The organism is Alkaliphilus transvaalensis ATCC 700919, assembly GCF_000621485.1.
GTDB lineage: Bacteria > Bacillota > Clostridia > Peptostreptococcales > Natronincolaceae > Alkaliphilus > Alkaliphilus transvaalensis.
Window position 1 is genome coordinate 79,638 of record NZ_KK211288.1, and the last position, 22,566, is coordinate 102,203.

At 35.2% G+C, this 22,566-nt stretch carries 23 protein-coding genes, 7 tRNA genes and 1 riboswitch; of the genes, 5 read left to right on the plus strand and 25 right to left on the minus strand.

Annotated elements, in window-relative coordinates; translation table 11 throughout:
* Positions 1-35 precede the first annotated feature (35 nt).
* The 7 genes from lpdA to T335_RS21345 all read right to left on the minus strand — a co-directional run bounded on the left by lpdA (position 36) and on the right by T335_RS21345 (position 7,993).
* Complete coding sequence (gene lpdA, locus T335_RS0118605) at positions 36-1,409, minus strand: dihydrolipoyl dehydrogenase (protein WP_026478870.1); 1,374 nt, start codon at positions 1,407-1,409, stop codon at positions 36-38.
* Between the two features lie 43 nt (positions 1,410-1,452).
* Positions 1,453-2,559 carry a glycine cleavage system aminomethyltransferase GcvT gene (gene gcvT, locus T335_RS0118610; RefSeq protein ID WP_026478871.1) on the minus strand — a complete coding sequence of 369 codons (1,107 nt, stop codon included), beginning with the start codon at positions 2,557-2,559 and terminating at the stop codon, positions 1,453-1,455.
* Between the two features lie 299 nt (positions 2,560-2,858).
* Positions 2,859-2,963, minus strand: a riboswitch (glycine riboswitch).
* 250 nt (positions 2,964-3,213) lie between these two features.
* Entirely contained in the window at positions 3,214-3,429 is a 216-nt protein-coding gene (locus tag T335_RS0118615) for a small, acid-soluble spore protein, alpha/beta type (RefSeq protein ID WP_051569417.1), read from the minus strand.
* 97 nt (positions 3,430-3,526) lie between these two features.
* Positions 3,527-4,246, minus strand: a complete 720-nt coding sequence (gene cuyB / locus T335_RS0118620; RefSeq protein WP_026478873.1) for a cysteate racemase — start codon at positions 4,244-4,246, stop codon at positions 3,527-3,529.
* A gap of 44 nt (positions 4,247-4,290) precedes the next feature.
* Positions 4,291-5,511 carry a dicarboxylate/amino acid:cation symporter gene (locus tag T335_RS0118625; RefSeq protein WP_026478874.1) on the minus strand — a complete coding sequence of 407 codons (1,221 nt, stop codon included), beginning with the start codon at positions 5,509-5,511 and terminating at the stop codon, positions 4,291-4,293.
* A gap of 176 nt (positions 5,512-5,687) precedes the next feature.
* Complete coding sequence (locus tag T335_RS22420) at positions 5,688-5,852, minus strand: hypothetical protein (RefSeq protein ID WP_156943730.1); 165 nt, start codon at positions 5,850-5,852, stop codon at positions 5,688-5,690.
* Positions 5,853-6,196: 344 nt separating this feature from the next.
* Positions 6,197-7,993, minus strand: coding sequence for an ATP-binding protein (locus T335_RS21345; protein WP_051569418.1), 1,797 nt, complete (start codon positions 7,991-7,993; stop codon positions 6,197-6,199).
* A gap of 308 nt (positions 7,994-8,301) precedes the next feature.
* Between T335_RS21345 and T335_RS22890 the strand changes: the two genes are divergently transcribed.
* The gene (locus tag T335_RS22890) at positions 8,302-8,931 is read left to right on the plus strand and encodes a D-Ala-D-Ala carboxypeptidase family metallohydrolase (protein ID WP_034328925.1); all 630 of its coding nucleotides are present in this window, start codon (positions 8,302-8,304) and stop codon (positions 8,929-8,931) included.
* A gap of 184 nt (positions 8,932-9,115) precedes the next feature.
* A complete protein-coding gene (locus T335_RS21355; RefSeq protein WP_051569419.1) occupies positions 9,116-9,745 on the plus strand; it encodes a D-Ala-D-Ala carboxypeptidase family metallohydrolase in 630 nt (209 codons plus the stop codon).
* 109 nt (positions 9,746-9,854) lie between these two features.
* Here T335_RS21355 and T335_RS0118660 read toward each other — a convergent pair.
* From T335_RS0118660 to T335_RS0118725, 14 genes are all read right to left on the minus strand, one after another.
* Positions 9,855-9,931 (minus strand) — tRNA-Arg (locus T335_RS0118660).
* Between the two features lie 10 nt (positions 9,932-9,941).
* Positions 9,942-10,018: transfer RNA gene (locus T335_RS0118665), tRNA-Arg, on the minus strand.
* Positions 10,019-10,027: 9 nt separating this feature from the next.
* Positions 10,028-10,102 (minus strand) — tRNA-Gly (locus tag T335_RS0118670).
* Between the two features lie 9 nt (positions 10,103-10,111).
* Positions 10,112-10,187, minus strand: a tRNA-Gln gene (locus T335_RS0118675).
* Positions 10,188-10,197: 10 nt separating this feature from the next.
* Positions 10,198-10,273 (minus strand) — tRNA-His (locus tag T335_RS0118680).
* 19 nt (positions 10,274-10,292) lie between these two features.
* A tRNA-Arg gene (locus T335_RS0118685) sits at positions 10,293-10,369 on the minus strand.
* 9 nt (positions 10,370-10,378) lie between these two features.
* Positions 10,379-10,452 (minus strand) — tRNA-Gly (locus tag T335_RS0118690).
* 233 nt (positions 10,453-10,685) lie between these two features.
* Positions 10,686-11,153, minus strand: coding sequence for a YfcE family phosphodiesterase (locus tag T335_RS0118695; protein ID WP_026478875.1), 468 nt, complete (start codon positions 11,151-11,153; stop codon positions 10,686-10,688).
* A 3-nt stretch (positions 11,154-11,156) separates the two neighbouring features.
* The gene (locus T335_RS0118700; protein ID WP_026478876.1) at positions 11,157-11,768 is read right to left on the minus strand and encodes an XTP/dITP diphosphatase; all 612 of its coding nucleotides are present in this window, start codon (positions 11,766-11,768) and stop codon (positions 11,157-11,159) included.
* 22 nt (positions 11,769-11,790) lie between these two features.
* On the minus strand, positions 11,791-12,531 hold the full coding sequence (rph, locus tag T335_RS0118705) for a ribonuclease PH (RefSeq protein WP_026478877.1): 741 nt from the start codon (positions 12,529-12,531) through the stop codon (positions 11,791-11,793).
* A 188-nt stretch (positions 12,532-12,719) separates the two neighbouring features.
* Positions 12,720-13,712, minus strand: a complete 993-nt coding sequence (locus T335_RS0118710; RefSeq protein ID WP_026478878.1) for a GerMN domain-containing protein — start codon at positions 13,710-13,712, stop codon at positions 12,720-12,722.
* A 94-nt stretch (positions 13,713-13,806) separates the two neighbouring features.
* Positions 13,807-14,367, minus strand: coding sequence for a DUF2179 domain-containing protein (locus T335_RS0118715; protein ID WP_330371307.1), 561 nt, complete (start codon positions 14,365-14,367; stop codon positions 13,807-13,809).
* Positions 14,368-14,546: 179 nt separating this feature from the next.
* Positions 14,547-16,607, minus strand: coding sequence for an N-acetylmuramoyl-L-alanine amidase family protein (locus T335_RS0118720; RefSeq protein ID WP_026478880.1), 2,061 nt, complete (start codon positions 16,605-16,607; stop codon positions 14,547-14,549).
* Positions 16,608-16,860: 253 nt separating this feature from the next.
* Positions 16,861-17,445 (minus strand): hypothetical protein, encoded by a 585-nt coding sequence (locus T335_RS0118725; RefSeq protein ID WP_026478881.1) that lies wholly within the window; start codon positions 17,443-17,445, stop codon positions 16,861-16,863.
* An 89-nt stretch (positions 17,446-17,534) separates the two neighbouring features.
* Between T335_RS0118725 and T335_RS22425 the strand changes: the two genes are divergently transcribed.
* The gene (locus T335_RS22425; protein WP_156943731.1) at positions 17,535-17,693 is read left to right on the plus strand and encodes a hydroxymyristoyl-ACP dehydratase; all 159 of its coding nucleotides are present in this window, start codon (positions 17,535-17,537) and stop codon (positions 17,691-17,693) included.
* A gap of 146 nt (positions 17,694-17,839) precedes the next feature.
* On the opposite strand, the gene T335_RS0118735 is transcribed toward T335_RS22425, so the two are convergent.
* From T335_RS0118735 to T335_RS0118750, 4 genes are read right to left on the minus strand one after another with little or no spacing between them, the layout of a single operon-like run.
* A complete protein-coding gene (locus T335_RS0118735; RefSeq protein WP_026478882.1) occupies positions 17,840-18,853 on the minus strand; it encodes a lysylphosphatidylglycerol synthase transmembrane domain-containing protein in 1,014 nt (337 codons plus the stop codon).
* Positions 18,789-19,424, minus strand: a complete 636-nt coding sequence (locus T335_RS0118740) for an SAM-dependent methyltransferase (RefSeq protein ID WP_026478883.1) — start codon at positions 19,422-19,424, stop codon at positions 18,789-18,791. Before T335_RS0118740 ends, T335_RS0118735 begins: the two co-directional genes overlap by 65 nt.
* A 49-nt stretch (positions 19,425-19,473) precedes the next feature.
* The gene (locus T335_RS0118745; RefSeq protein WP_026478884.1) at positions 19,474-21,240 is read right to left on the minus strand and encodes a ferrous iron transporter B; all 1,767 of its coding nucleotides are present in this window, start codon (positions 21,238-21,240) and stop codon (positions 19,474-19,476) included.
* Positions 21,241-21,456, minus strand: a complete 216-nt coding sequence (locus tag T335_RS0118750) for a FeoA family protein (protein WP_026478885.1) — start codon at positions 21,454-21,456, stop codon at positions 21,241-21,243.
* A 344-nt stretch (positions 21,457-21,800) separates the two neighbouring features.
* Here T335_RS0118750 and T335_RS21360 point away from each other — a divergent pair, with 344 nt between their 5' ends.
* The gene (locus tag T335_RS21360) at positions 21,801-22,211 is read left to right on the plus strand and encodes a rubrerythrin family protein (RefSeq protein ID WP_051569420.1); all 411 of its coding nucleotides are present in this window, start codon (positions 21,801-21,803) and stop codon (positions 22,209-22,211) included.
* Positions 22,212-22,363: 152 nt separating this feature from the next.
* Positions 22,364-22,537 (plus strand): hypothetical protein, encoded by a 174-nt coding sequence (locus T335_RS22545; protein ID WP_169735945.1) that lies wholly within the window; start codon positions 22,364-22,366, stop codon positions 22,535-22,537.
* The last annotated feature ends 29 nt before the right edge of the window (positions 22,538-22,566 follow it).

Below are 22,566 nucleotides of genomic sequence, written 5' to 3' on the forward strand. Positions count from 1 at the left end.
GCATTACTCAACATGGAATTTCCTCTAATTAATAACTATAATGCATGAACACAACTATTATGAACAGCATGGATCGCTTCCATGATCCCCTCCGATAATGTCGGATGGGGGTGAATTACATCCCCTAATTGTGTTGCAGTAATACCTAGATGTACTGCTAGTGTTAGTTCGGTTAATAAATCTGTTGCATGGGGTCCAACAATAGATGCTCCGATAATTTTATCTTCTTTATCAACAATAATTTTTATAAAACCTTGATAACTTCCAATAGCCTGCGCCTTTCCTAAGGCTCTAAAGTCGAATTGACCAGTGTGATATTCGATGCCCTTCGCCTTTGCTTCTTTTTCTGTGATCCCCACAGCTGCCACTTCAGGATCTGTATAGACACATCTTGGAACAGCACGATAATCTACTGTTTTATTTCCACCCATGGCATTTTCAGCGGCTACCATCCCTTCTTTCGAAGCAACATGGGCTAAGAAAGGGCTATTAACCACATCGCCTATGGCGTAGATACCTTCTACAGAAGTTTGTAGGTTTTCATCGACTTCTACTTTACCTTTATCTAACTTAACACCAACATCATCAATACCAAGGTTTTCAAGATAAGGTCTTCTACCAACAGAAACCAACATTTTTTCAGCTTCTACTATTTTTCCATTTTCTAAATGGACAATCACACGATTATCTTTAACTTCACACTTAACTATTTTTTCACCTGTCATGACTTTAATTTTATCTTTTTTAAAGGCTCGAAGTAGCTGCTTAGATACATCGGGATCTTCAAAAGGGAGAAGTTGGTCTGACATTTCAATAATGGTTACTTTAGCACCTATTTTGGTAAAGAACTGGCCAAACTCACATCCAATTACCCCTCCACCAACGATAATGATTGACTCGGGTACTTCTTCTAAAAATAAAGCTTCATCACTGGTGAAAACGTTTATTCTATCATAAGGAAATAATGGTGGAACAATAGGTACCGAACCCGTTGCTATAATAATCTTGTCAGCATCAATTATTTCCGTTGTAGCATCTTCATACTTTACTTGTACTTTATTTTTCTCAATGACTCTACCAGTTCCATTAAGAAGCCTAACTTTTCTTTTATCCAGAAGAAATTCTATTCCAGAAACCAATTGTCCAATGATCTTATTTTTTCTATTCATCATTGCCATAAAGTCGATCTCTATCTCTCCATTTACCTTAATGCCGAAATCCCTTGCGTCTTTAATGGTTTGTAGTTTTTCAGTAGTAGCTAATAAAGCCTTGGTGGGAATACAACCCAAGTTTAAGCAGGTTCCGCCTACTTTAGACTTATTAACTAGTGTAACATCGGCCCCCAGCATGGCTGCTCTAATAGCTGCTACATACCCACCAGGACCGCCACCTATAACGGTAATTTTCATACTAACCCTCTTTTCCTTTGAATTTCACTAGATTATGGAGGAACTACTTCTTATAATTTTTTTGTAAGAATCTTTTACTAATGACATTAGCCTTCATTAATCTTTTTCTAACTTGAATCTCCAATTGAGTTCCTAACTCAGTATAAGCAGTTTCTACTAAAGCTAAACCAATGTACTTATTTAAAGTTGGTGATAGATAACCTGTCGTTACAAACCCGATTTCCTTTCCATCTGCTACAACAGGATAGCCATGTCTTGGAATCCCTTTATCGATCATCTCAAAACCAACTATTTTTCTTTTTAAGCCTTCTTCTTTTTGTTTTGCAAGGGCTTCTTTTCCAATAAAGTTATCTTTATTTAACTTAACAAACATACCAAAACCGGCTTCTAGTGGTGTGATATCTTCATTAATTTCATTACCATAAAGGGGTAATGTGGCTTCGAATCTCAAGGTATCTCTAGCCCCTAACCCAGCAGGCTTAATTCCATATTCTTTACCTGCTTCGATAATAGCATCCCATACCTTTACAGCATCACGATGATTAAGATAAATTTCGAATCCATCTTCACCAGTATAGCCAGTTCTTGAAATCATACAATTGGCTCCTGCAACATTAACATCTCGTTTACAGTAGAAGAACTTTATTTCTGAAAGATTTGTGCCTGTTAGTTTTTGAAGAATCTCTTCTGCCTTAGGGCCTTGTAAAGCCATTTCAGAAACTTCGTCTGAAACATTCTTAAGTTCTACTTCAAATTCTTTAGCATTCTCTAACATCCATTGATAATCCTTATCAACATTGCTAGCATTAATAACTAAATAGTAATGGTCTTTATTGAATCGATACACTAAAAGATCATCTACGATTCCTCCATGGGGATAACACATAAAGGTATATATAATTTGATTATCCTCTAACACCGATATATCGTTAGTGACTAAGTATTGAACAAACTCAAAAGCATTTTTTCCAGATACCTCTACCTCTCCCATATGGGATACATCAAATAAGCCTGCTGCTGTTCTTACTGCCTCGTGCTCTGCTGAAATCCCGTCGTACTCTACTGGTAAAGACCAGCCTGAAAAATCGATAATTTTACCCCCATGGTTTTTATGTACATCAAATAGGGATGTTTTTCTTGGTTCTGTCATAGTTGTTCCTCCTCTCAAATTTTCAAATAACGATTACTGTTCTTGATGTAAGTTCCTCTTTTTAATATATAGCCCATTAACGATAGAAGAATGTCATTTATTGAGAATTTTATTGTCCTTACTTTAAAAATATTAGGAAATTTTATAATATTATTTATCTATATATTTATCTATGAAAAAGAGGAATGTAATGACAACACAAAAAGTGCCACTACATTCCTCTGTAACTAGCCTGAGAGCTTCTACATGCATTCATGTATTTCACCTTCGGCGCCGATGTTACGGACTCTCCAGAGATCCATCAGATAACGATTCGGGGGCCTGAGAGTTTCTATAAAAAGTGGGCTCTTTCTATATTGCTCCTTCGGCTATCTTAATATTAAGATATCTCTCGCCATCCTCATTTGGTCATTTTATATAATCAAGTAGATTTTAACATAATTCTAGCATAATTGACTGAAAACTTAAACAATAGTTAAAATATTAACCTTTTTTATTGTCAAATAAGTCCTATTTCATGTAGGTATTGTAAACACTATTACAATCTCCCCTTCTAGAATTTATTATGATTAAGCAAAATGAATGAGTATGAGCTTTTTTTTCAATATTTGTATAATTGTATATTTCTTCAATAGATTGTTTGTTATTTGACTATCATTTTTTCTTATATTCTTCAGCTAAAATATGTTCTCCCATTTCTACTAACCTTCTTGTCATGGTACCTCCAAGACTTCCACCTATGAATCCCGAAGTTTTAGAGGTTAGTCCCCCTTTATTTTGAGAACTATCAAATAACCGCATATCTTCTGCAATCTCTGCTTTAGCCCTCTCTAAAGCTTCCCTTGCCCGTGGATCGACTGGCTGTTTCATTTTCATTCCTCCTAATTAGCGTATAGATTAGTCTGTTATTTTATTTCTTTTTTTTCACCCTTTGAGTCTATTTTTCCCTTTGAAGACTTTAATATTCTTAAGAGTAAATAGCATATTCAACAGCCTTTTTTGCTAATATATCTAATGGGTCTACAATTTTAATGTCCATGTCTAATTCCTGTAAAACATCGACAGTTAGCAGTTTATTAAAATAAACCGATAGCTCTGTACATCCCAATATAACGATGTTACATTCATTGTTCTTACAATATTTTAAGATACTTATCATCTCTTTTTGCCTATAATCAAGATTCCCCCTCTTAACTTGATAGATAATATCAAATAATCTATTTTTTTGGTCATCCTTTAGATTAAGTATATTAATTCCCTTTAATTTAAGTATATTATCATATATCTTTGTATGGTAGGTACCCAAAGTAGCTAATAGAGCCACTTTCCTTCCATACAAATTGTGATTTACCAACTCTTCAGTCGTTGATTTAAGCATACTAATTATGGGGATTGAGATCTCTTTTTTTATCTCATTGCAAAAGTAATGGGCTGTATTGCAAGGTATCACAATACAGTTTGCCCCCATTTTTTCTAACCTTTTTGCAGAAAAAATTAATTGATCTACGGGACTTGTTCCTTTCCCTAATATAAATGCTGTACGGTCTGGGATAAGAACATTATTATCGATTAGAATCGGGATATGATCCTGGTCCTTTTCTGCAGGGGTATATTTTATGATTTTATCAAATAAAAGGACTGTGGCTTCTGGTCCCATACCTCCTAGAATTCCAATTACCTTTTTCATAGATCACCTCTAATAATAATATGCTGGCTTTCACCAGCTTAAATTTATTTTGACCCGACTTTTACTTCTATGTCTTTTAATTCTCCTTCTGTAGCTGCAATGGCTACAGCAACTGCACCATCTCCAACTACATTCACTGTTGTTCTTGCCATATCTAATATTCGATCAATACCTGCTATTAATGCTGAGCCTTCTAATGGTAACCCTACCGAAGTGAGGACCATTGTAAGCATGATAAAACCAGCCCCAGGCACTCCAGCTGTTCCAATTGAAGCTAATGTTGCTGTTAAAACAATACTTACTTGTTGTGCAATCGTTAAATCGATACCATATATTTGTGCAACAAAGAGGGCACAAATACCCTGATAAAGAGCGGTACCATCCATATTAATTGTTGCCCCTAAAGGCAATACAAAACTTGCTACTGAATTGGATACCCCTAAATTTTCTTTTACAGATTTAATTGTAACAGGTAATGTTCCTGCACTACTGGCAGTACTAAAAGCTACAGTTGCAGCCGGTGAAATACCTTTAAAAAACTTTAATGGGTTCATATTAGCTACTAACTTTACGATGGAAGAATAAACTAATAGACTATGAATGACTACCCCCACATATACCGCAATAACCACTTTCCCTAAAGGTAGTAATACACTAGGACCATTTTGTGCGACAACTGGCGTAATTAATGCAAAAACGCCATAGGGAGCTAAGTTCATGATTAGAGCAGTTAATTTATACATTACTTCTGCTAAACTATCAAAGAAACTTAATAGTGGTCTCCCCTTTTCTCCGATGGAAGTAATTCCGATTCCAATAAATATTGCAAAAGAAATTATTTGTAACATACTGGCATCTACAAGGGCCTTTAGAGGATTACTAGGAATTATGTTTAGTAGTGTTTCTACTAGAGGCGGTGCCTGCCTTGCTTCTACGGTAACCCCCTCCAATAGTAATAATCCTGCTCCTGGCTTAAAAACATTACCAAGTATCAGTCCGATTATAACAGCAACTGCTGTTGTAGCTAAATAAAAGACTATCGTTTTTCCCCCTACCCGCCCTAGTTTCTTTAAATCTCCCATACTGGCGGCTCCTACAACTAAAGAAGATAAAACTAAGGGCACGATAATCATTCTTATTAAGTTTAGGAATAGAGTTCCGAAGGGTGCAATATAAGTTACAGCCACCTGAGGTGCTCCCCCCAAAACTAAACCAAGTATAACTCCTGCAACTAAACCGATTAATATTTTCGTTGTTAGTTTCATAATAGACCCCCTTTATTTTCATTCATTAATAAATTATTCATAAAATAGGGAAATATTATATTAACTTTTCATAAAATTCAGTTAATTTACAAAAAATAAAAAACCATAGGAAATCAAAGGCTATCCCTATGGTCTCAAGAAAATCTATAATTTAATTTTAAAGCAGCTCTACTGCCTTATAGATTTATTTTATCTTGTAGAAACTTTTTCTTTAATTCAACATGCCTTTGATATTCTTCTTCTGAGGTAATCCCCTGTTCCCTCATCTTATCCAGCATGTCAATCATCTTGATACAAAGCACTTTCAATTCTACCTCAATTTGTTCAGATCTCTTTTCCATTTTTTAACCTCCAAAGTAAATCTTCTAAACGAAATAAATGGCCTGACCCTCAAGAATGATATTTCCGAAAATTTTATGTATTTTTACATTCTGCATAATTACATTCTGCAAAACTTTTAGAATTCCTGTAAAAAGTAGATATTTTTTCGTCGACAAATTTTGCAATAAATCAATACAAGTAAATTTATACAAATAATTATAGCCACCTTTTATAATATTTATATAGTATCAGATGAAAAACCCTAAATATAGATATTGAAATTTACAGATTTTTACACAATTCCTGAATATTTATAAACATAAACGCTTAAATATTTTTTTAAATAAAAGTCTATCCTTCCATCTTAGATAGAATATATATCTGAAAACTCAATTTTTATGGATTCTACTGATGTACTCTTATGTTCATCTATTGGGTGATTATTGGCTGGAATGTCATCTTGAGTTGGCAATACAATAATAAATTCACTTCCAATCCCATATTCGCTTTTTACTGTGATTGTTCCTCCATGCATACTTACTAAGGATTTAACCAAAGACAAACCAATTCCACTACCTTCATGTCTTCTGTTAAGCAGCTTATCTGCCTGGCGGAATCTTTCAAAAATAACCTCTAATTTATCTTTGGGAATCCCCTGCCCCTCATCCTTCACTGAAATAACGATTTGTTCTCCTTGATCCCACAAATTAATAGTAATCTCATTATCTGCCTTAGAAAACTTAATTGCATTTGATAAAAGATTTAACATGATTCGTTCCATTGCATTGGGGTCTACTAAAATAAATTTTTCTTCAACATTAGTATCAAAAACCAACGTAATATTTTTATTCTTCATGTACTCAGCCACCGACATAGAAATATCCTCTATTACACTTACAATGTTGCACCTTTGCATTTCTAAATTAAAGTAACCTGCATCAATTTTAGTAATATCGATTAAGTTATTGGATAGTTTGATCATCCTACTACAATTCTGTCTTAAAACCTTCATTCTTTTGTTTAGGTTCTCTGTAGGGATTTGGTCATGATCCTTAGACTCTATTTCCATAATTTGCACAGTGCTATAGATTAAGTTTAAGGGTGTCTTTAGTTCATGGGACAAATTTGCAAAGAACTCTGTTTTTAATTGATCATACTGGACAATTTCTTCCACCAATTTCTTTTCTTGTTTTACTATTTCCTCTAACCGCTCGGCTCTACGTATGCTGGATATATCTCTTATAACGTTTATAATAAATAATTCTCCTACAGATGTAAAGGCTATTGACCTAATCTCTACAGACAATTCTTTACCATCCTTCAGAACAATTTGATGTTCTACAGAAGTACCATCAATCTTACCCTGAACAAAGTCTTCAACTATACAGGTAATTTGCTTCATCTGTTCTTTATTTTCAATTTCATTAAACTGACCTACACCAGCATTAGGGATAAGTCCCATCAATTCTGCTGCAGCAGTATTGGCTAATACAACTTTATTATTTCGATAAACTAAGACCCCGTCTGGAAGTAACTCTACTAATTTCTTATACCTCTCTTCACTAATGCGTAGGGTTTTTTCTGCCTTTTTAGTTTTATTAAAATCATTTATAATTGCCACGATACAAATTAATGTAAATGTAGAAAATAATATCATATTAAAAGTGATGATCAACCACTCTGTTAGTTGGAGGTCTAATGTAGATCCCATTAAAAGATATTTTAATAGACTATAGCTAAAGAAGGCTTTTAAAATTCGCTTTACTTTAATCGTTTTAAAGGGGTTAGATTGATCTTGCCCCATTGCAAAGATTGACCCTACCATTGCAGGAAGTATAATTCCTTGAAAAATTCCATGGAAGGCTCCCACCGCACCTGCATTCCAGCGAAATAATGCCGGTGCAATCATAGAAACTAGGCCTACTTTCCACCCTAAAGTATAACTAATAAAAAATATTGGAACACTTCGCAAGTCAAATATGTAGCCTGTAAGCTTAAATGGATTAAACATGGTAAGTATCGATAAAGTACTTGCTAATATAACAGCCACCACTAACCAAATTTCTTTCTTTACTTTACTTTCTACGAAAAACACTTGTAGTTTAATGTAAATGAAAGTAAATGTTACTATAAGCGTTGTATTTTGTAAAAAAATCGTCAACAAAATCTCCCACCAACCATTCCTGTGTATTAAATTTTAGCTACTATTCTAAAACTATTTTAGAAGCTGAACTGTTTTTTAATTTTACCCTTGAGTTTATATTATATCATCTATTAACAATTTCCTACATTTTTCTTGATATTTTTTTTTCCATTTTTTCCTTTTTATAAATTTTTAAAGAAGACAAATCTGATCCAACAATTACCTCATTTAGGTTTACATTTTTCCTCTACCTCCACTTTTATGTAATATGAAAGGCTTTTAACCGGTTATTGTTTTTCATATTAAAATTAAAAGGAGGAGATTTTATGGCTAGAACTTTAAGACGAGGTGATTCTGGTAGTGATGTAAGAGAGCTTCAAATAAAGGTTGCTGGTTGGGCAGCCGACGGAGTTCAACAAACTTTTGTAGGTATTGATGGATCTTTTGGAGCCCAAACTGAAGCTGCTGTAAAGAGATTTCAAAGTTCCTATGGTTTAACTGTTGACGGTATTGTTGGCCCTCAAACCCATGCTCAGTTAGACTGGTTAACATCTTCTGATGGATCTACTAGACATTTTAGTTGGAGTGAGTTCCGTTGTAAAGGGAATGGTAGCTTTTCGGGAGGTAAGGTAGGTGCCGCTACAGTACAAGAAAACGTAAGGAGATTAATGTGGAAACTTGAAGCTTTAAGACGTAAGGCTGGTAATAACCCCGTTACCATAACTTCAGGCTTTAGAAGTACTTCCCATAATGCTAGTGTTGGTGGGACAAGTAACAGTATGCATCTTTATGGCATTGCGGCAGATTTAAGAGTTGCCAATAGAACAGTAGTCCAAGTTAATAACATTGCTAGAACATGTGGTTTTAGTGGGATGTATAACATGAGTACAGCCGTTCATCTGGACAGCCGTGTTGAATATTCTTATGGTTCACAGTCTTGGTGGTGGAATTACTAGTTTATTGATCACTTAAGATGATATTCTCCCCCTGATTCTCTTTTATAGAGGGTTGGGGGGAATTATTTTTTCTAATTAATAGCTTACAAGTTTACATTTTATATCCCTATGTTCTTTTTATTAATATGAAGAGCCCTTAACCAATTAGGTGCTTTCATAAAAAAAATTAAGGAGGAGATTTAAAATGGCAAGGACATTAAGAGTTGGAGATTCAGGTGATGATGTAAGGGAATTACAGATTAAGGTTGCTGGTTGGGCGGCCGACAGTGCTCAACAAACTTATGTAGGTATTGATGGATCTTTTGGTGCTCAGACAGAAGCTGCTGTAAAACGCTTTCAGAGCTCCTACGGTTTGACTGTAGATGGTGTTGTTGGCCCTCAAACCCACGCCCAGTTAGACTGGCTAACAGCTGCCGATGGGTCTACAAGACATTTTAACTGGAGTGAGTTTCAGTCTAAAGATGGCAGTGGTTTTTCTGGTGGAAAGGTAAGTGCTGCCCAAACAAAAGAAAACGTTAGACGTCTTATGTGGAAGCTTGAAGCCTTAAGACGAAAGGCTGGCAACAACCCTGTTACCATTACATCTGGCTTTAGAAGCATTAGCCACAATGCCAGTGTTGGGGGAGCTAGTAATAGTATGCACGTATATGGTATCGCGGCAGATTTAGCTGTTGCCAACAGAACGGTTACTCAAGTTAATAATATCGCTAGAACATGTGGTTTTAGCGGCATGTATAATATGGCTACCGCAGTGCATATGGATAGTCGTATCGAATATCCCTATGGTTCTCAGTCTTGGTGGTGGAATTATTAATGGTTAAAGATCTTAAACCCATAAAATATGCAAAGATCTAACCTCTAATCTTTAATACAAAAAAGCTCGTAATAGTATAATTTATACCACTACGAGCTTTTATATGTTTTGGCGCGCCCTGAGGGACTCGAACCCCCAACCTTCAGATTCGAAGTCTGCAACTCTATCCGATTGAGCTAAGGGCGCTCAAAAAAAATGGCGTGTCCACAGGGATTCGAACCCCGGACAACCGGCTTAGAAGGCCGGTGCTCTATCCAGCTGAGCTATGGACACACATAAATTTGGAGCGGAAGACGGGATTTGAACCCGCGACCCTCGCCTTGGCAAGGCGATGCTCTACCACTGAGCCACTTCCGCATATTTAAATGGCTGGGATAGCAGGACTCGAACCTGCGGATGACGGAGTCAAAGTCCGTTGCCTTACCGACTTGGCTATATCCCAATAATAAAAATGGGGTGGATGATGGGATTCGAACCCACGCATGCAGGAGCCACAATCCTGTGTCTTAACCGCTTGACTACATCCACCATATTTTATAATAAAATGTGGCGTGTCCACAGGGATTCGAACCCCGGACAACCGGCTTAGAAGGCCGGTGCTCTATCCAGCTGAGCTATGGACACACATTTTTTTGGAGCGGGTGAAGGGAATCGAACCCTCGCGGTCAGCTTGGAAGGCTGAAGTTCTACCACTGAACTACACCCGCATAGTCGCAGAAATATTTTTTCCTGACATTTAATAATTTTATCACCATCTCAGGATTATGTCAAGTAAATTCTGTATCTAACTTCCTTAACTTCTTATCCTATCGAAGGGACGAAATTCATTATATAAAATTTTTGGTGGATGGTCAATACAATTCATTCCCCAATAGATATGATTTACTCATCATAAGATTATTATACTCTATAATCCTTAATTTCTCTTCATTTTTTATCTTTATTCAAATTCAATAAAACTAACTTTTATTTCTTCTTCAATTTCTACAATGGCTAAGCTACGTTTCGAACCTCCTCGAGGCTCTGAAATGCTACCAGGATTAAGTAGAATCATATCCTCTTCCTTGCCATAACAAGGTACATGACTATGTCCAAAAATGACAAGATCAGCCCCAATTTCCTTTCCACGATAAAAAATAGTATGGAGATTACTTTTTACATTATACTGATGACCATGACAAAGGAAGACACGATTACCATTTATTTCTTCGATAATTTCTGCCTCTCCTTTTGCGTCACAGTTTCCCCTAACACCCAAAGCCTTAATGTTGTACTTCCTCTGTATATATTCTAAATCTGAAAAATGGTCTCCTGTATGAATTACTAATTCTATCCCTTCTAAAGTCTTCATAGCCTCGTCTATATATTGCAATTTGCCATGACTATCCCCAACGACTGCAATCTTCACCCTTTACTTACCTCCTAGCTTATCTGCTAATGCTACCTTTAATTTTTCTAGCGCCTTTCCCCGATGGCTAATTTTGTTTTTAATCTCTGAATCTAACTCCCCAAAGGTTTTTTGATATTCAGGCACGATAAATAATGGATCATAACCAAACCCATTTTCTCCAGAGAGTTGAAAACCGATTAATCCTTCACACTCTCCCCTTAAAACAATTGTTTCTCCATTAGGAAAAACTGCTGCCATAGCACAAACGAATCTACCGGTTCGCTCTTTTAGGTCTACACCTTCTAGCAAACCTAATAATTTTTCATTATTTTTTTCATCCGTAGCACCCTCACCGGAAAAACGGGCCGAATAAATCCCTGGGGCTTTATTAATATAATCCACCTCTAAGCCCGAGTCATCTGCTATTGCCAATTGTCCAGTTTTCTCCATAACTGTCCTAGCTTTTATAATTGCATTTTCTTCAAAAGTATCTCCGTCTTCAATAATTTCAAGTCCCTCTAAACCAAAATCCTTCATAGACTTGATCTCAAGGGAGAAATCTTCCAATATTTTAGCTATCTCTTTTAATTTCTTCTGATTTCCTGTAGCGACAATTGCAACGCTTGTATTCATATCCATCACCTACCTATGTATTTTAAACACCTAATTCAGCTATAATCCCTCCAAGGGCTTGTTTTTGAAGCTGGATTAAATGTTGGTTTCCAAGCTCCCCTAGACGTAACATTTCCATTAAATCTTCCCTAGTATAAGGAGATTCCTCTCCGGTTCCTTGAACCTCAACAAATTGATTATTATCAGTCATTACAATGTTCATATCTACTTTAGCAGTAGAATCTTCTTGATAGCAAAGATCTAACATCGGTTGTCCCTCTACAATTCCAACACTTATGGCTGATACCATATTCTTAATTGGTAGTTTTTCAATTACGCCCTTTTCCTTTAAGGAATTTAATGCATCTACCAAAGCCACAAAAGAGCCTGTAATTGACGCTGTTCTTGTTCCCCCATCGGCTTGAATCACATCACAATCAATCCAAATGGTACGTTCTCCAACTGCTGATAAATCAACCACTGAACGAAGAGCTCTACCAATTAATCTTTGTATTTCTTGGGTCCGTCCTTCTACCTTACCTCTACTAGATTCTCTTACTTTTCTTACTTGGGTTGACCCAGGAAGCATTCCATATTCAGCTGTAATCCAGCCTTTACCACTATTTTTAAGAAAGTGAGGTACCCGATCTTCTATTGTTGCTGTACAGATTACTTTAGTATCTCCCATCTCGATTAAAACAGAACCACCCGTGTGTTTTATATAATTTCTTGTTATCTTAACAGGTCTAATCTCATCAAATTTTCTTCCATCTATCCTATTCAAACTACCCCATCCTCTCTCTTTATGTTATCCTATATAGTTTTATCATTTAGTATTGTATCATACTTTCCATATTTTTGTTGTAAAAGTTAAGAGATTGCCACTAATTTAAAAGAAATACCAGCTTAATCTACGTATTAGAACATGTAGATAGCCGGTATCTTAATATGTAATCAAATTATATAGACAAATTAAAAGGGATTAGTATATGACGGTAAATTTAAATTTACTCCAGATGATAATTCTATTTCACTTCCTCCAGATAAAATTCTTACTTGTGAAATGCTAGGCTCAATTTCCTTTAATGTAAAACCCAGCTCATACACTAAGGATTGCTGTAAGTCTTTATTATTGGGCATTCTTTTAATCTCTGCCGTAAAATCAATATAGGCAATCCCTTCTTTAACAAAGACATCATTTACTAAAACACCTTCTGGTAGCTCACTATACAAACCAGACCCTTCTGGTGCTCCTTCTAGTTGAGCAACGATGGCAGATTTTATATCTACTTTTAACCCTTGTATTCTCTTCGTTACCGGAACATAATAGCTATCCATTCCGTTGTTTGTAGATTTATAATAGACTACAACAGGAATGTTATTATCATCTATAATACCCGATAAATTAATGTTTTCTCTTTGTAATGGTAGGTCTACCCTTGTGCCAAATTTCAATTGATTTAGGACTTCACCGTTAACTAAAATCTGTACTTGGTCAATTGATTCAAATTCAGTTAAGGTATAGACAATAGATTGAACAATTGCCTGTTCTTCAACCTCGGTAGCATAATTAAGTAGTTTTTCATTAAAATCTACTTTACTTAAGCCATCATTAATAGATATGCCTATAACTTCTGTATCTTCTGGCAGAATTGGTAGTAAACCCACAGCTTGCAGATCTTCCCTTAAAAATTCTTCATCCACTAATTTTCTTAAGGCACCCCTTGCAATCCCTTCTTCCCAAGGGATTTTTTTCATGACAGGAATCAACATGCCTTTTTCATCACGATAATATAATACTGTTTCCCTCATGCCATCTTGAGCGTGCTCTCCATGATCAATGATTAGACTTACATCAAGGTCTTCCCTATCCCCTAAAAGCATTGTCAGGGGATTTTGACAAGCTGCAAGCAAAGTTACAAGGCATACGACAATTAAAACATTAAACCATTTGAACTTTTTCATTAAATATTGTCCCCCTCAATTAATATAAGATCAATTTAGAATCAAAGCCCATAGGACTTTTATATATTATATTATTGAGGTTTCTTATGTATGCTTATTTCTTCTTAGCTCCAGCAAAATATCCCCCTCGTATTGAACGGGTATCCATAACTGTAATAAAGGCATTTTTATCATGCTCATCAATTGTTTTATAAAGTTTTCCTAAGCTTTTCCGTTGCAGTGTAACATTAATCAAGTGTCTCATCCCTTGTCTTCCATAGCCTTCAAACACTGTAACTCCAAAACCTTCACCCCTTAAGGTGCTTACCAACTTCATTACTTCGTGATCAGTAATTACTTGTACAATAATATTCCCCAAAGCCATCTTTTCTTCAAGAAAAACCCCCATATAATTACCTGTAGCAAAGCCTAAAGCGTAGACGATTACATTAATTGGGTTATCTAAACCACTTAAAACCTTCCCTATAGCTAGAACATAAATAATAATTTCAAAGAAGCCTATTAATGCGGCTTGTTTACGCCTTCCTCTGACCACCATAATCATTCTAATGGTGGCCATACTAACATCCGTTAACCTAGCGAAAAAAATAAATAAATATCCACCTAATAATTCCATAATCGCTCCTCCTAAAAAATTATTTGTTATTTTATATATTCTTCCTTTTACTTCATTTTAATCAGGACATAAAGAAAAGGCCCATAAGAATGACCTTTATCATCTGTTAATCTTAGCAATTAATTACCGAGAAAAGCCAGCTCCCATGTATTTCTACACTATTTGGCTGGCTATTCTCCTGCTAAAAAAATTTCTTAATACTCTAACAGATTTTAATTTTATTTAAATTTAGTTTCTTCAAAGTACTTAACAATAGCATTAAACATTGATACAGCAATTTTTTGTCGATACTCCGGTGAGTTCATTAGAGACTCTTCCCTTTGGTTTGATAAAAAACCTATTTCCGATAATACAGCAGGCATTCTTGTTTCTCTAATGACATGGAAATTTTGAGCTTTTGCCCCACGACTACGGGCACCTGTCTCCTTAATCATTTCGTCTTGGAAAATTTCTGCTAATCTCTTATTTAAGGCAGCGTCTCTACCGTTTGTAGATGTTGCAAAATAATAATTCTCGATTCCTTCTGCACTATGATTTGTAGCAGAATTGGCATGGACACTTACGAAAATATCTCCATTTAACTGATTAGCAACTGCAACTCTATCTTGTAGAGAAATAGTTGTATTTCCAGTCCTTGTCATATAGGTTCTAAATCCAGCCTCTAATAATAGCTTATTTAAACGTTGGGATACATCCAGTACGATGTCAGATTCTTTAATCTTTAATCTAGGTGAAATAGCCCCTGGATCATTTCCTCCATGACCCGGATCGATAACCACTAGAACTTCCCGATATTTATTGGTATTCCTAATCTCTAAAACTAAATCTTTTGTATTTAAAGATGAAACTACCCGGTGTTCTACTTCATTTTCAAGATGAATTAGCAACTTATAGTTACTATTATTTCCATTAGTATCAATTATGACGTTTTTAATTAAATGATCATTAACAGCTAAATTACTAAACTCAAAGTCGATTGCATTTTTAGGAACTAAAATCTCTAACGTATTGGTGTTAGGAATTCGTCTTACTTGATATTGGGTTGTTGTATTGCCCCTTAAGGTTAATCTTGAAGTGGTCCAACTGGTGGCCTCATAAGATAGTCTTTCATAGGGCTTCCCTTCTAGGTGGACAGTCAACTGATTATTTTTAACATCTACATGAAATTCTTCATATTTATCTTTAGTCTGTAGATCAATCACAATTCTTACGACTTGATCATCGGGGGTATAAAACTGTGCTGCATCAAATTGAGAGACCCTAACACTTTTTGCCACCTTACCATTTACATCAAGTTGATAATTTGATCCACTTAGGTTTGCATCCATTATATCTACAACCAACCGTTCAGGATTATTCAGTCTTAAAACATTATAATTACTTACATTTCCACCCTCAATTACGACTACTTCCTTCATGTTCTGTTGTTCTACCCTTACATTACTTACATTGTTGGCGAAACTAATTACCATTTCTCCAGAAGCTTGATCATAATGAACTTTATGGGGAACAGTTTGCTCTAACTCTAAAACAACACGGGTCTGGCTATTGTTTTGTGAGACTCTTACTGCTTTAGCTAAGCTATTGGATACTGCTAATCGATAGCTCCCGTCAGCTAAGAGATTTCTTTTATCCTCTAGGTCAAATCTAACATTTTGTAGATCTATAATTAAACGGGTAGGATTCGATAAAAAAGATTCTTTAAATTGAACTTCTTTACCAGTTTTGATTCTTACCTCTGGGTAATAGCCATTTGAAATGACGTTAATTGCCGATGCCCTCACCGACTCTTGTACAGGCGGTGCATAGGTTAGCATAACCGTTTGGGTTCCACTATTCCATTCTACTCCTAACCCAAGGTTTTCTGCAACAAAACGTATCGGAACCATTGTACGATTGTCTATTAACTTTGGTGGAACGCCATCTGGTAAATTAACACTTTGGCCATTGACTCGAGCTACACCTTCATTAATTTTAAGTACAATTATCTGACCATCCTTTGTTACCGTTACTTCCTTTGTGGCATCATTCCATACAACATCTGCCTTAATATTTTCTATGATCACCCTTAAGGGTACTAATGTTCTATCATCATGAATTACTGGAGGTACATCCGATTGTATTAATTGATTATTAATACTTAACTTTACAGGTCTAAAATTAACCATTCTACCATCCATGGACATCTGTATCATACTATTAGCAGTGGTGGCACCATTAACTACCATAAAAGATGATAGCAACAGAATAATCAAAACAATCGACATAATTTTCCTCATTTACTTGTCCCCCTTTGACGATTTCTACATATGTCGAATCCTGCCTTGATGTCGTACTTTTATCCCTTCGACACTAATTTACAAACCAGCGATTTTCAACATTTTCCTTCTATTTTTTCAACTCTACTATAGTTATATCATTACATAAAAACATATTCAACATAATCCAGCAATTGTAATGAACATGTAATAATGACCCTCAGTTGTAATACTGGAAAATATTATATTTTTATCTTATATTAACAGCAAATATTTATTGACAGAAAATTTCTTTCCACTCACTTAAGGTTAAAACCCTATGATCAGAAATAATATATTTCACCTCAATATTTTCAGGAGGAATCGAATGTAAAATTAATACTTCTGCATCGTATCCATCTTTTTTATCAAATCTTTTTTCTAAATTATCTATAAAGCTTAAGGAAGTATCCCAATATTCTCTTACTGAAGCAACGCCTTGTTTTTTCATATATTTAGAAGCTGATTTAAACATCTCTACATCCTTTAGTATAAAGGGTTCATAGATCTGATTTCCTCTATTTTCATTGGCTATCCAACAATGTTCTGGTATGATCTTTACTGCTAATACCACTGAATGGGAATGAAAAACTGGAACACTTTTATAATTCATTGAAGCAAAAATAGCCTTTTTCCTACTAACCCATATAGGTATATTATGATTACGGTGATCGTCTATAAATTGATGAAAATCGTAATATTTTTCTTTGTATGTAACTTTATCATCGTACTTAATACCCTGCTGAAGGATTTTGTTTAAATCATTAATAGTGGCAATATGGTAAACAACTCCAGTTTCAGTATAATCTTTAAAAAGCATTATCTCACCCCGATTTTTTATAAAGTAGCAATAATTACAATGAATGCTCCTGAGTATTAATCATAAAATATACATAGGAGGTGGTCTTCATGATAACAATTTGTTGCAACAATCCCTGTCTTCATGAAAAGGATGGAAACTGTACATTAACCCACGTTACATCAGTCTCTCAACCACTGAAAAATTCCTGTGCATATTTCATCAAAAAAACAGAGAAGCCTCAACAAAAATATTCAAAATTATTATAGGCCATTCCCACAGGCAATATGTAGTTTTTAAGCATAAAAAAAACAGTTCGAAGTTGAACTGTTAATTTTTTTATCAATCTATGTTACTACAAATTTTATCATTGCTTCTAAGATTAGATAACTGCAATCTACTAAAGGCCTATAATTTAAATACCTTCACCTTTCTCCATTGAGTTTTTCAGTTGTCTTTCCATGAACTGATCTATGATTAATTGACAACCTAAGTAGATACAGCTTAATAAAAAGACAAACCAAAAAGTAACAAACCTTACTAATAGCGCCAGTGCCATTCCTTGATGTAGGGCTACGTTGAAGGGGTTTAAAAGGAATACCATACTTCCTTCAAAGGTGCCTAGACCCCCTGGCAGTAAAGGTACCATAGCAATCATATAGGTTAAATAGGTGATTACACTAATTATACCAAAGCTTAAGTCTAAACTAAGGCCTCTACTGATGATATATGCCTTTATGGCAAAGAAAAGCCAAATAAACACCGCAAAAGATAGATGCTTTAAAAAGGCTTTTATCCCTTTATTTTTTATGGCTATCTTAACATTTTCTCTAAAACTTTCTAATCCACTAGATACTTTACTCTGTAGCTTTTTACTTAAAAATAGGTTAATTAGCCCTTTGATCTTAGCTGGGTTTTTCATAAACAAAATTAAAGTCATTAGAAACAACAGTAAAAATAAGAAGCTCCCTAATAATAGTTTACCATAAGCCCCCTGAAAACCCACCGTCATAAAAAACCATAGAATCGAAACTAGATTAATAAGAACAAATGCAGTAAGACTGGCAGCCTTCTGCAACCCCACCATTGCTGTAGCTTGTCCAATGGAAATATTACATTTTGTTCTGAGTAGATAAACTTTAGTTGCTTCTCCTCCTGCTTTTACCGATGGTGTAACGCTTTCTACGAAGGTTCCCGCCATATTTACATGTAGCAGTTTCTTTAAAGGTAGATTAACACCTACCTCCCGTCCCATCATTTCCCACTGTTTTGTAATGAGAAATATAGTAAATACCTGCATTAGACAAGCCCCTAGCAAAATCTTAAGATCAATAACCTTCAATGAATGAATTACCGCTTCATAATCAACCCACCATAGAATTAACAGAACTGTAAGAAAGGCTACCAGCACCATAGCCATCTTTTTCATAATCTAGCCCTCCCTCAGTCTTTGTAAATAGTAGTGTTTCCTTCATTGTACAATATTTTTGTTCTATACTTTTACAATTAATACAACTATAGTCCCTTGATAAAGCAGTGTAAAATTTCCTCAAACAATCTTTAGGACTTCTGATTAATACCCTTGTACCACAAGGAGCCTTTTTCCAAACATTTTCAAGTATTTCTTCATGGGGTTGAGCCTGTAATGCAACGTGTATAACATTAAAAGAAGACGTATCAATTTGTTGTCCCGAAGCTAATTTAACATCAATCTGACTCTCCATACCAAGTCTTTTAACAACTTTTTTAGCATTTTCAACTGCTGTTGGGTCAATATCCACTACTTGAACCTTGGCTCCAGTTCTTTTGGCTATTTCTAAAGCTGTACAAGGAACTGAACCTCCACCTATACAAAGTACCCGTTCATGACTTGAAATTTCACCTAGTTTAATTTCTTTTTTTACAATTTCTTTGTAGTATAGACTGCAAATATTAATCAACAAAGGAAAAGAAGAGAATAACCTCTCCAATCCCACCGTAAATGTTGGTATAATCTTCATCTGGCCCTCTCTCCTTTTCAGTATCGGTTTTTTTATCTTAATAATTTCACTAAATAAATATCGCCAATAATGTTACTACTTGATTAATTAATCCTCCAATAAAGAAGGCAAGTACAAAGGTAGACAAGCCTATTAAAAGTGCAGTCTTCATTCTAAACTCTTTAATTAATACCCCTAGAACTGATAAGCATGGAAGGTAGAATAAAGCAACTACTGAACCTACCAACAATTGCAGTGTCGATAATTCTAACTCTAATAATGGTAAAACTGCCAGTTCTCTACGAATAACACCCAAGATTAAGCCAATAGTGGCCTCTTTAGGTAGTCCTAACCAACCTTCAATAACAGGCTCGATATACACTCCCACAGTATTTAATATCCCAGTTTCTGCAACGAGTGCTGCAAAACCAATTCCCAATAGCATTGGTATTTCAGCTTCTACCATAAAATGACGGGTTCGTAATAGAATCTTCTTAAAAAAGGATTGTCTATCAGGCATTAATAGGTTAGGTATTTCGATTAATATAGGGTCTGTATGTCCCGGTAGCATTTTATTTAAGGTAACACCTCCGATAAACATCGCTATAAGAGATATTAGATACACCAGTATTAAAACAAATATTGAACGATCTCCTAATAGAGCAACAAATGCTCCTGTTTGGGCAGCACAAGGTACAGCCAATGAGACTACTGAAGCTACAATTACCCTTTCTTTATGGCTTGTTGCAGCTCTTGTTCCTAATATTGCAGGAACTGCACATCCATATCCCATAATTAATGGTACGATATTCCCGCCTTGGATCCCGATCCGTTGAAGAAGGCCATCTACTAATACAGCTAGACGGGGAAGGTATCCGCTATCTTCTAAAAAGGATAATGCAACGTAAAATAAGAAAACATAAGGTAATATTAGTGCGATAGGCCACTCGATCCCTTTAATTAACATTCCATATTCCCCTACTAAAACATTAAACAATAATCCCTCTGTTATACCGAATCTAGCCACAAGGGATGTAATAAAAGGAACATAAAAATTATTCAAAAGGGGCAGTAATACACCTGCTCTAATACCTTTTCCACCACCTACAACAACCCCTAAGGCCAGTACTAAAATAATGATAGCAAAGGGAATCCCTGGGAAGGGACGAATAAGGGCATCACCTAATTTTTCTAAGAAGGTAGGATGGCGATGTTCAACCTTTTGTACTTTTTGAATAATTCTTCCAACCCTTTTCCAACGTTCGTCTTGGTCTTGTGGTACTTCATCATAAATTTTTTCTTCGCCTGTAGCTGCTTCCCATGTTGTTTTCACCAGCTCCTTCAGACCAATATTTCTTATGGCTATTGTAGGAATAACTGGTGACTGCAGTTCCTTTGACAAAGCCTCTATATCAATAAAAATCCCTTGTCGTTCTGCTACATCAGTTAAGTTTAAAGCAAACACAATTGGTAAATTATACTTCTGTAGCTGTAGAGCAAAATTTAAGTTTCTCTCTAAGTTAGTGGCATCTAATACACAAATGATCACATCTGCTACTTCTTGTTCTAACATTGCAACTGCAACTTCTTCTGCTGGTGATGTGGCTTCTAATGAATATGTTCCTGGAACATCGATTAGAACACCTTTATTCCCTTTATATGTAACGCCACCTTGGGTAAAGCTTACAGTCGTTCCTGCGTAGTTGGATGTCATAACTTCCATTCCTGTTAATTTAGAAAAAACAACACTCTTTCCTACGTTAGGATTACCCATTAATAAGATCTTCAGTTCATCGCCTGAGGTAACTATTTGTGCTTCTTCTATATGACAACTCAATTAATTTACCTCCCTAACTTGGATCTGCTCCGCTATATTTCTTGCAATAGCAATACTACGTTTTCCCATTTGTACGACAATAGGACCACCAAAAGGTTGTTTTGACATAATATTAACTATCATTCCCTCACGAAGACCTAGAGATTTCAATAGACCGATTTGAGGCAATTTTTCTATTGTACAGCTATTTTTTCTTTTTAATTGATATATACTCATAAGGCACCTCCATCACTTGATAATGATTTTCGATAGTATCTGTAAATAATTCTATCATACTAATCTTTCCCAGTCAATAAGGGGTTACCCAATAAGCTGTGTTTTAAACCTGTAATTTTTGTAGTAAGTAATTAATTTATAATATTCTTCTAATAAAAATTTCAAGTGAGTATAATAAATAAGTCCTAGTGTAAATCTAATGCTATGTTTATCTAATCTGACTTATCACTAAAAATTTTCTAGAGCCATTTATTACTTTTTTTACTTATATAAAATTTATTACCACAGGCATCTATAATCTATGTTAAAATAATTACATACAGTTAGGTGAAAGGAGGGCTACTATGAATTTAAAAGGAACTCAAACGGAAAAAAATCTTTGGATCGCTTTTGCAGGAGAGAGCCAGGCAAGAAATAAATATAGGTTTTATGGGAAAAAAGCGGAAGCAGAGGGGTATACTGAGATTGCTAAGGTTTTTCAGGATACTGCCAATCAAGAAGAGCAACACGCAGCTGGTATTTTGAAATATTTAAATGTAATCCAAGACACCTTAACTAACCTTAGAAGAGCAGCCGAAGGCGAACATTACGAAACAGCTACGCTATATAAGGAATATGAAAGAGTTGCCCGAGAAGAAGGTTTTGATGAAATTGCTGATTATTTTAGAGGTTTAAGAATTGTAGAAGCAGAACACGAGAGGGTCTATCTATCTTTAATGCAAAAACTAAAGGAAGAATTAAAAGAAACTAAGTAAAAAGTTCATACCAAAGAATTAAAGGTTCATGGTGAGTAACCCATTGTTACTTCCATGAACCTTTTTTAGTTGAGGTTCCTAGTCACCATTTTTTCACCTTTTCATAGTATATAGTACAAAAGGAAACTTATTATTAGAAGGAGGTGTTAGATATGTCAGGTTGCGTAAGCCCAATTTTTGGAGGTAGAACCAGTTTATTATTCTTCTTTCTATTGCTAGTTATTATCTTCTGCAACTGTGGTATCTTTAGAGGTTCTGGTGATAGTTTACTATTCTTCTTCCTACTTCTTGTCCTTCTATTTGGAGGAAGATATTTCTGGACGTAACTTAATAGATGAAAAAGTACAATGGTACA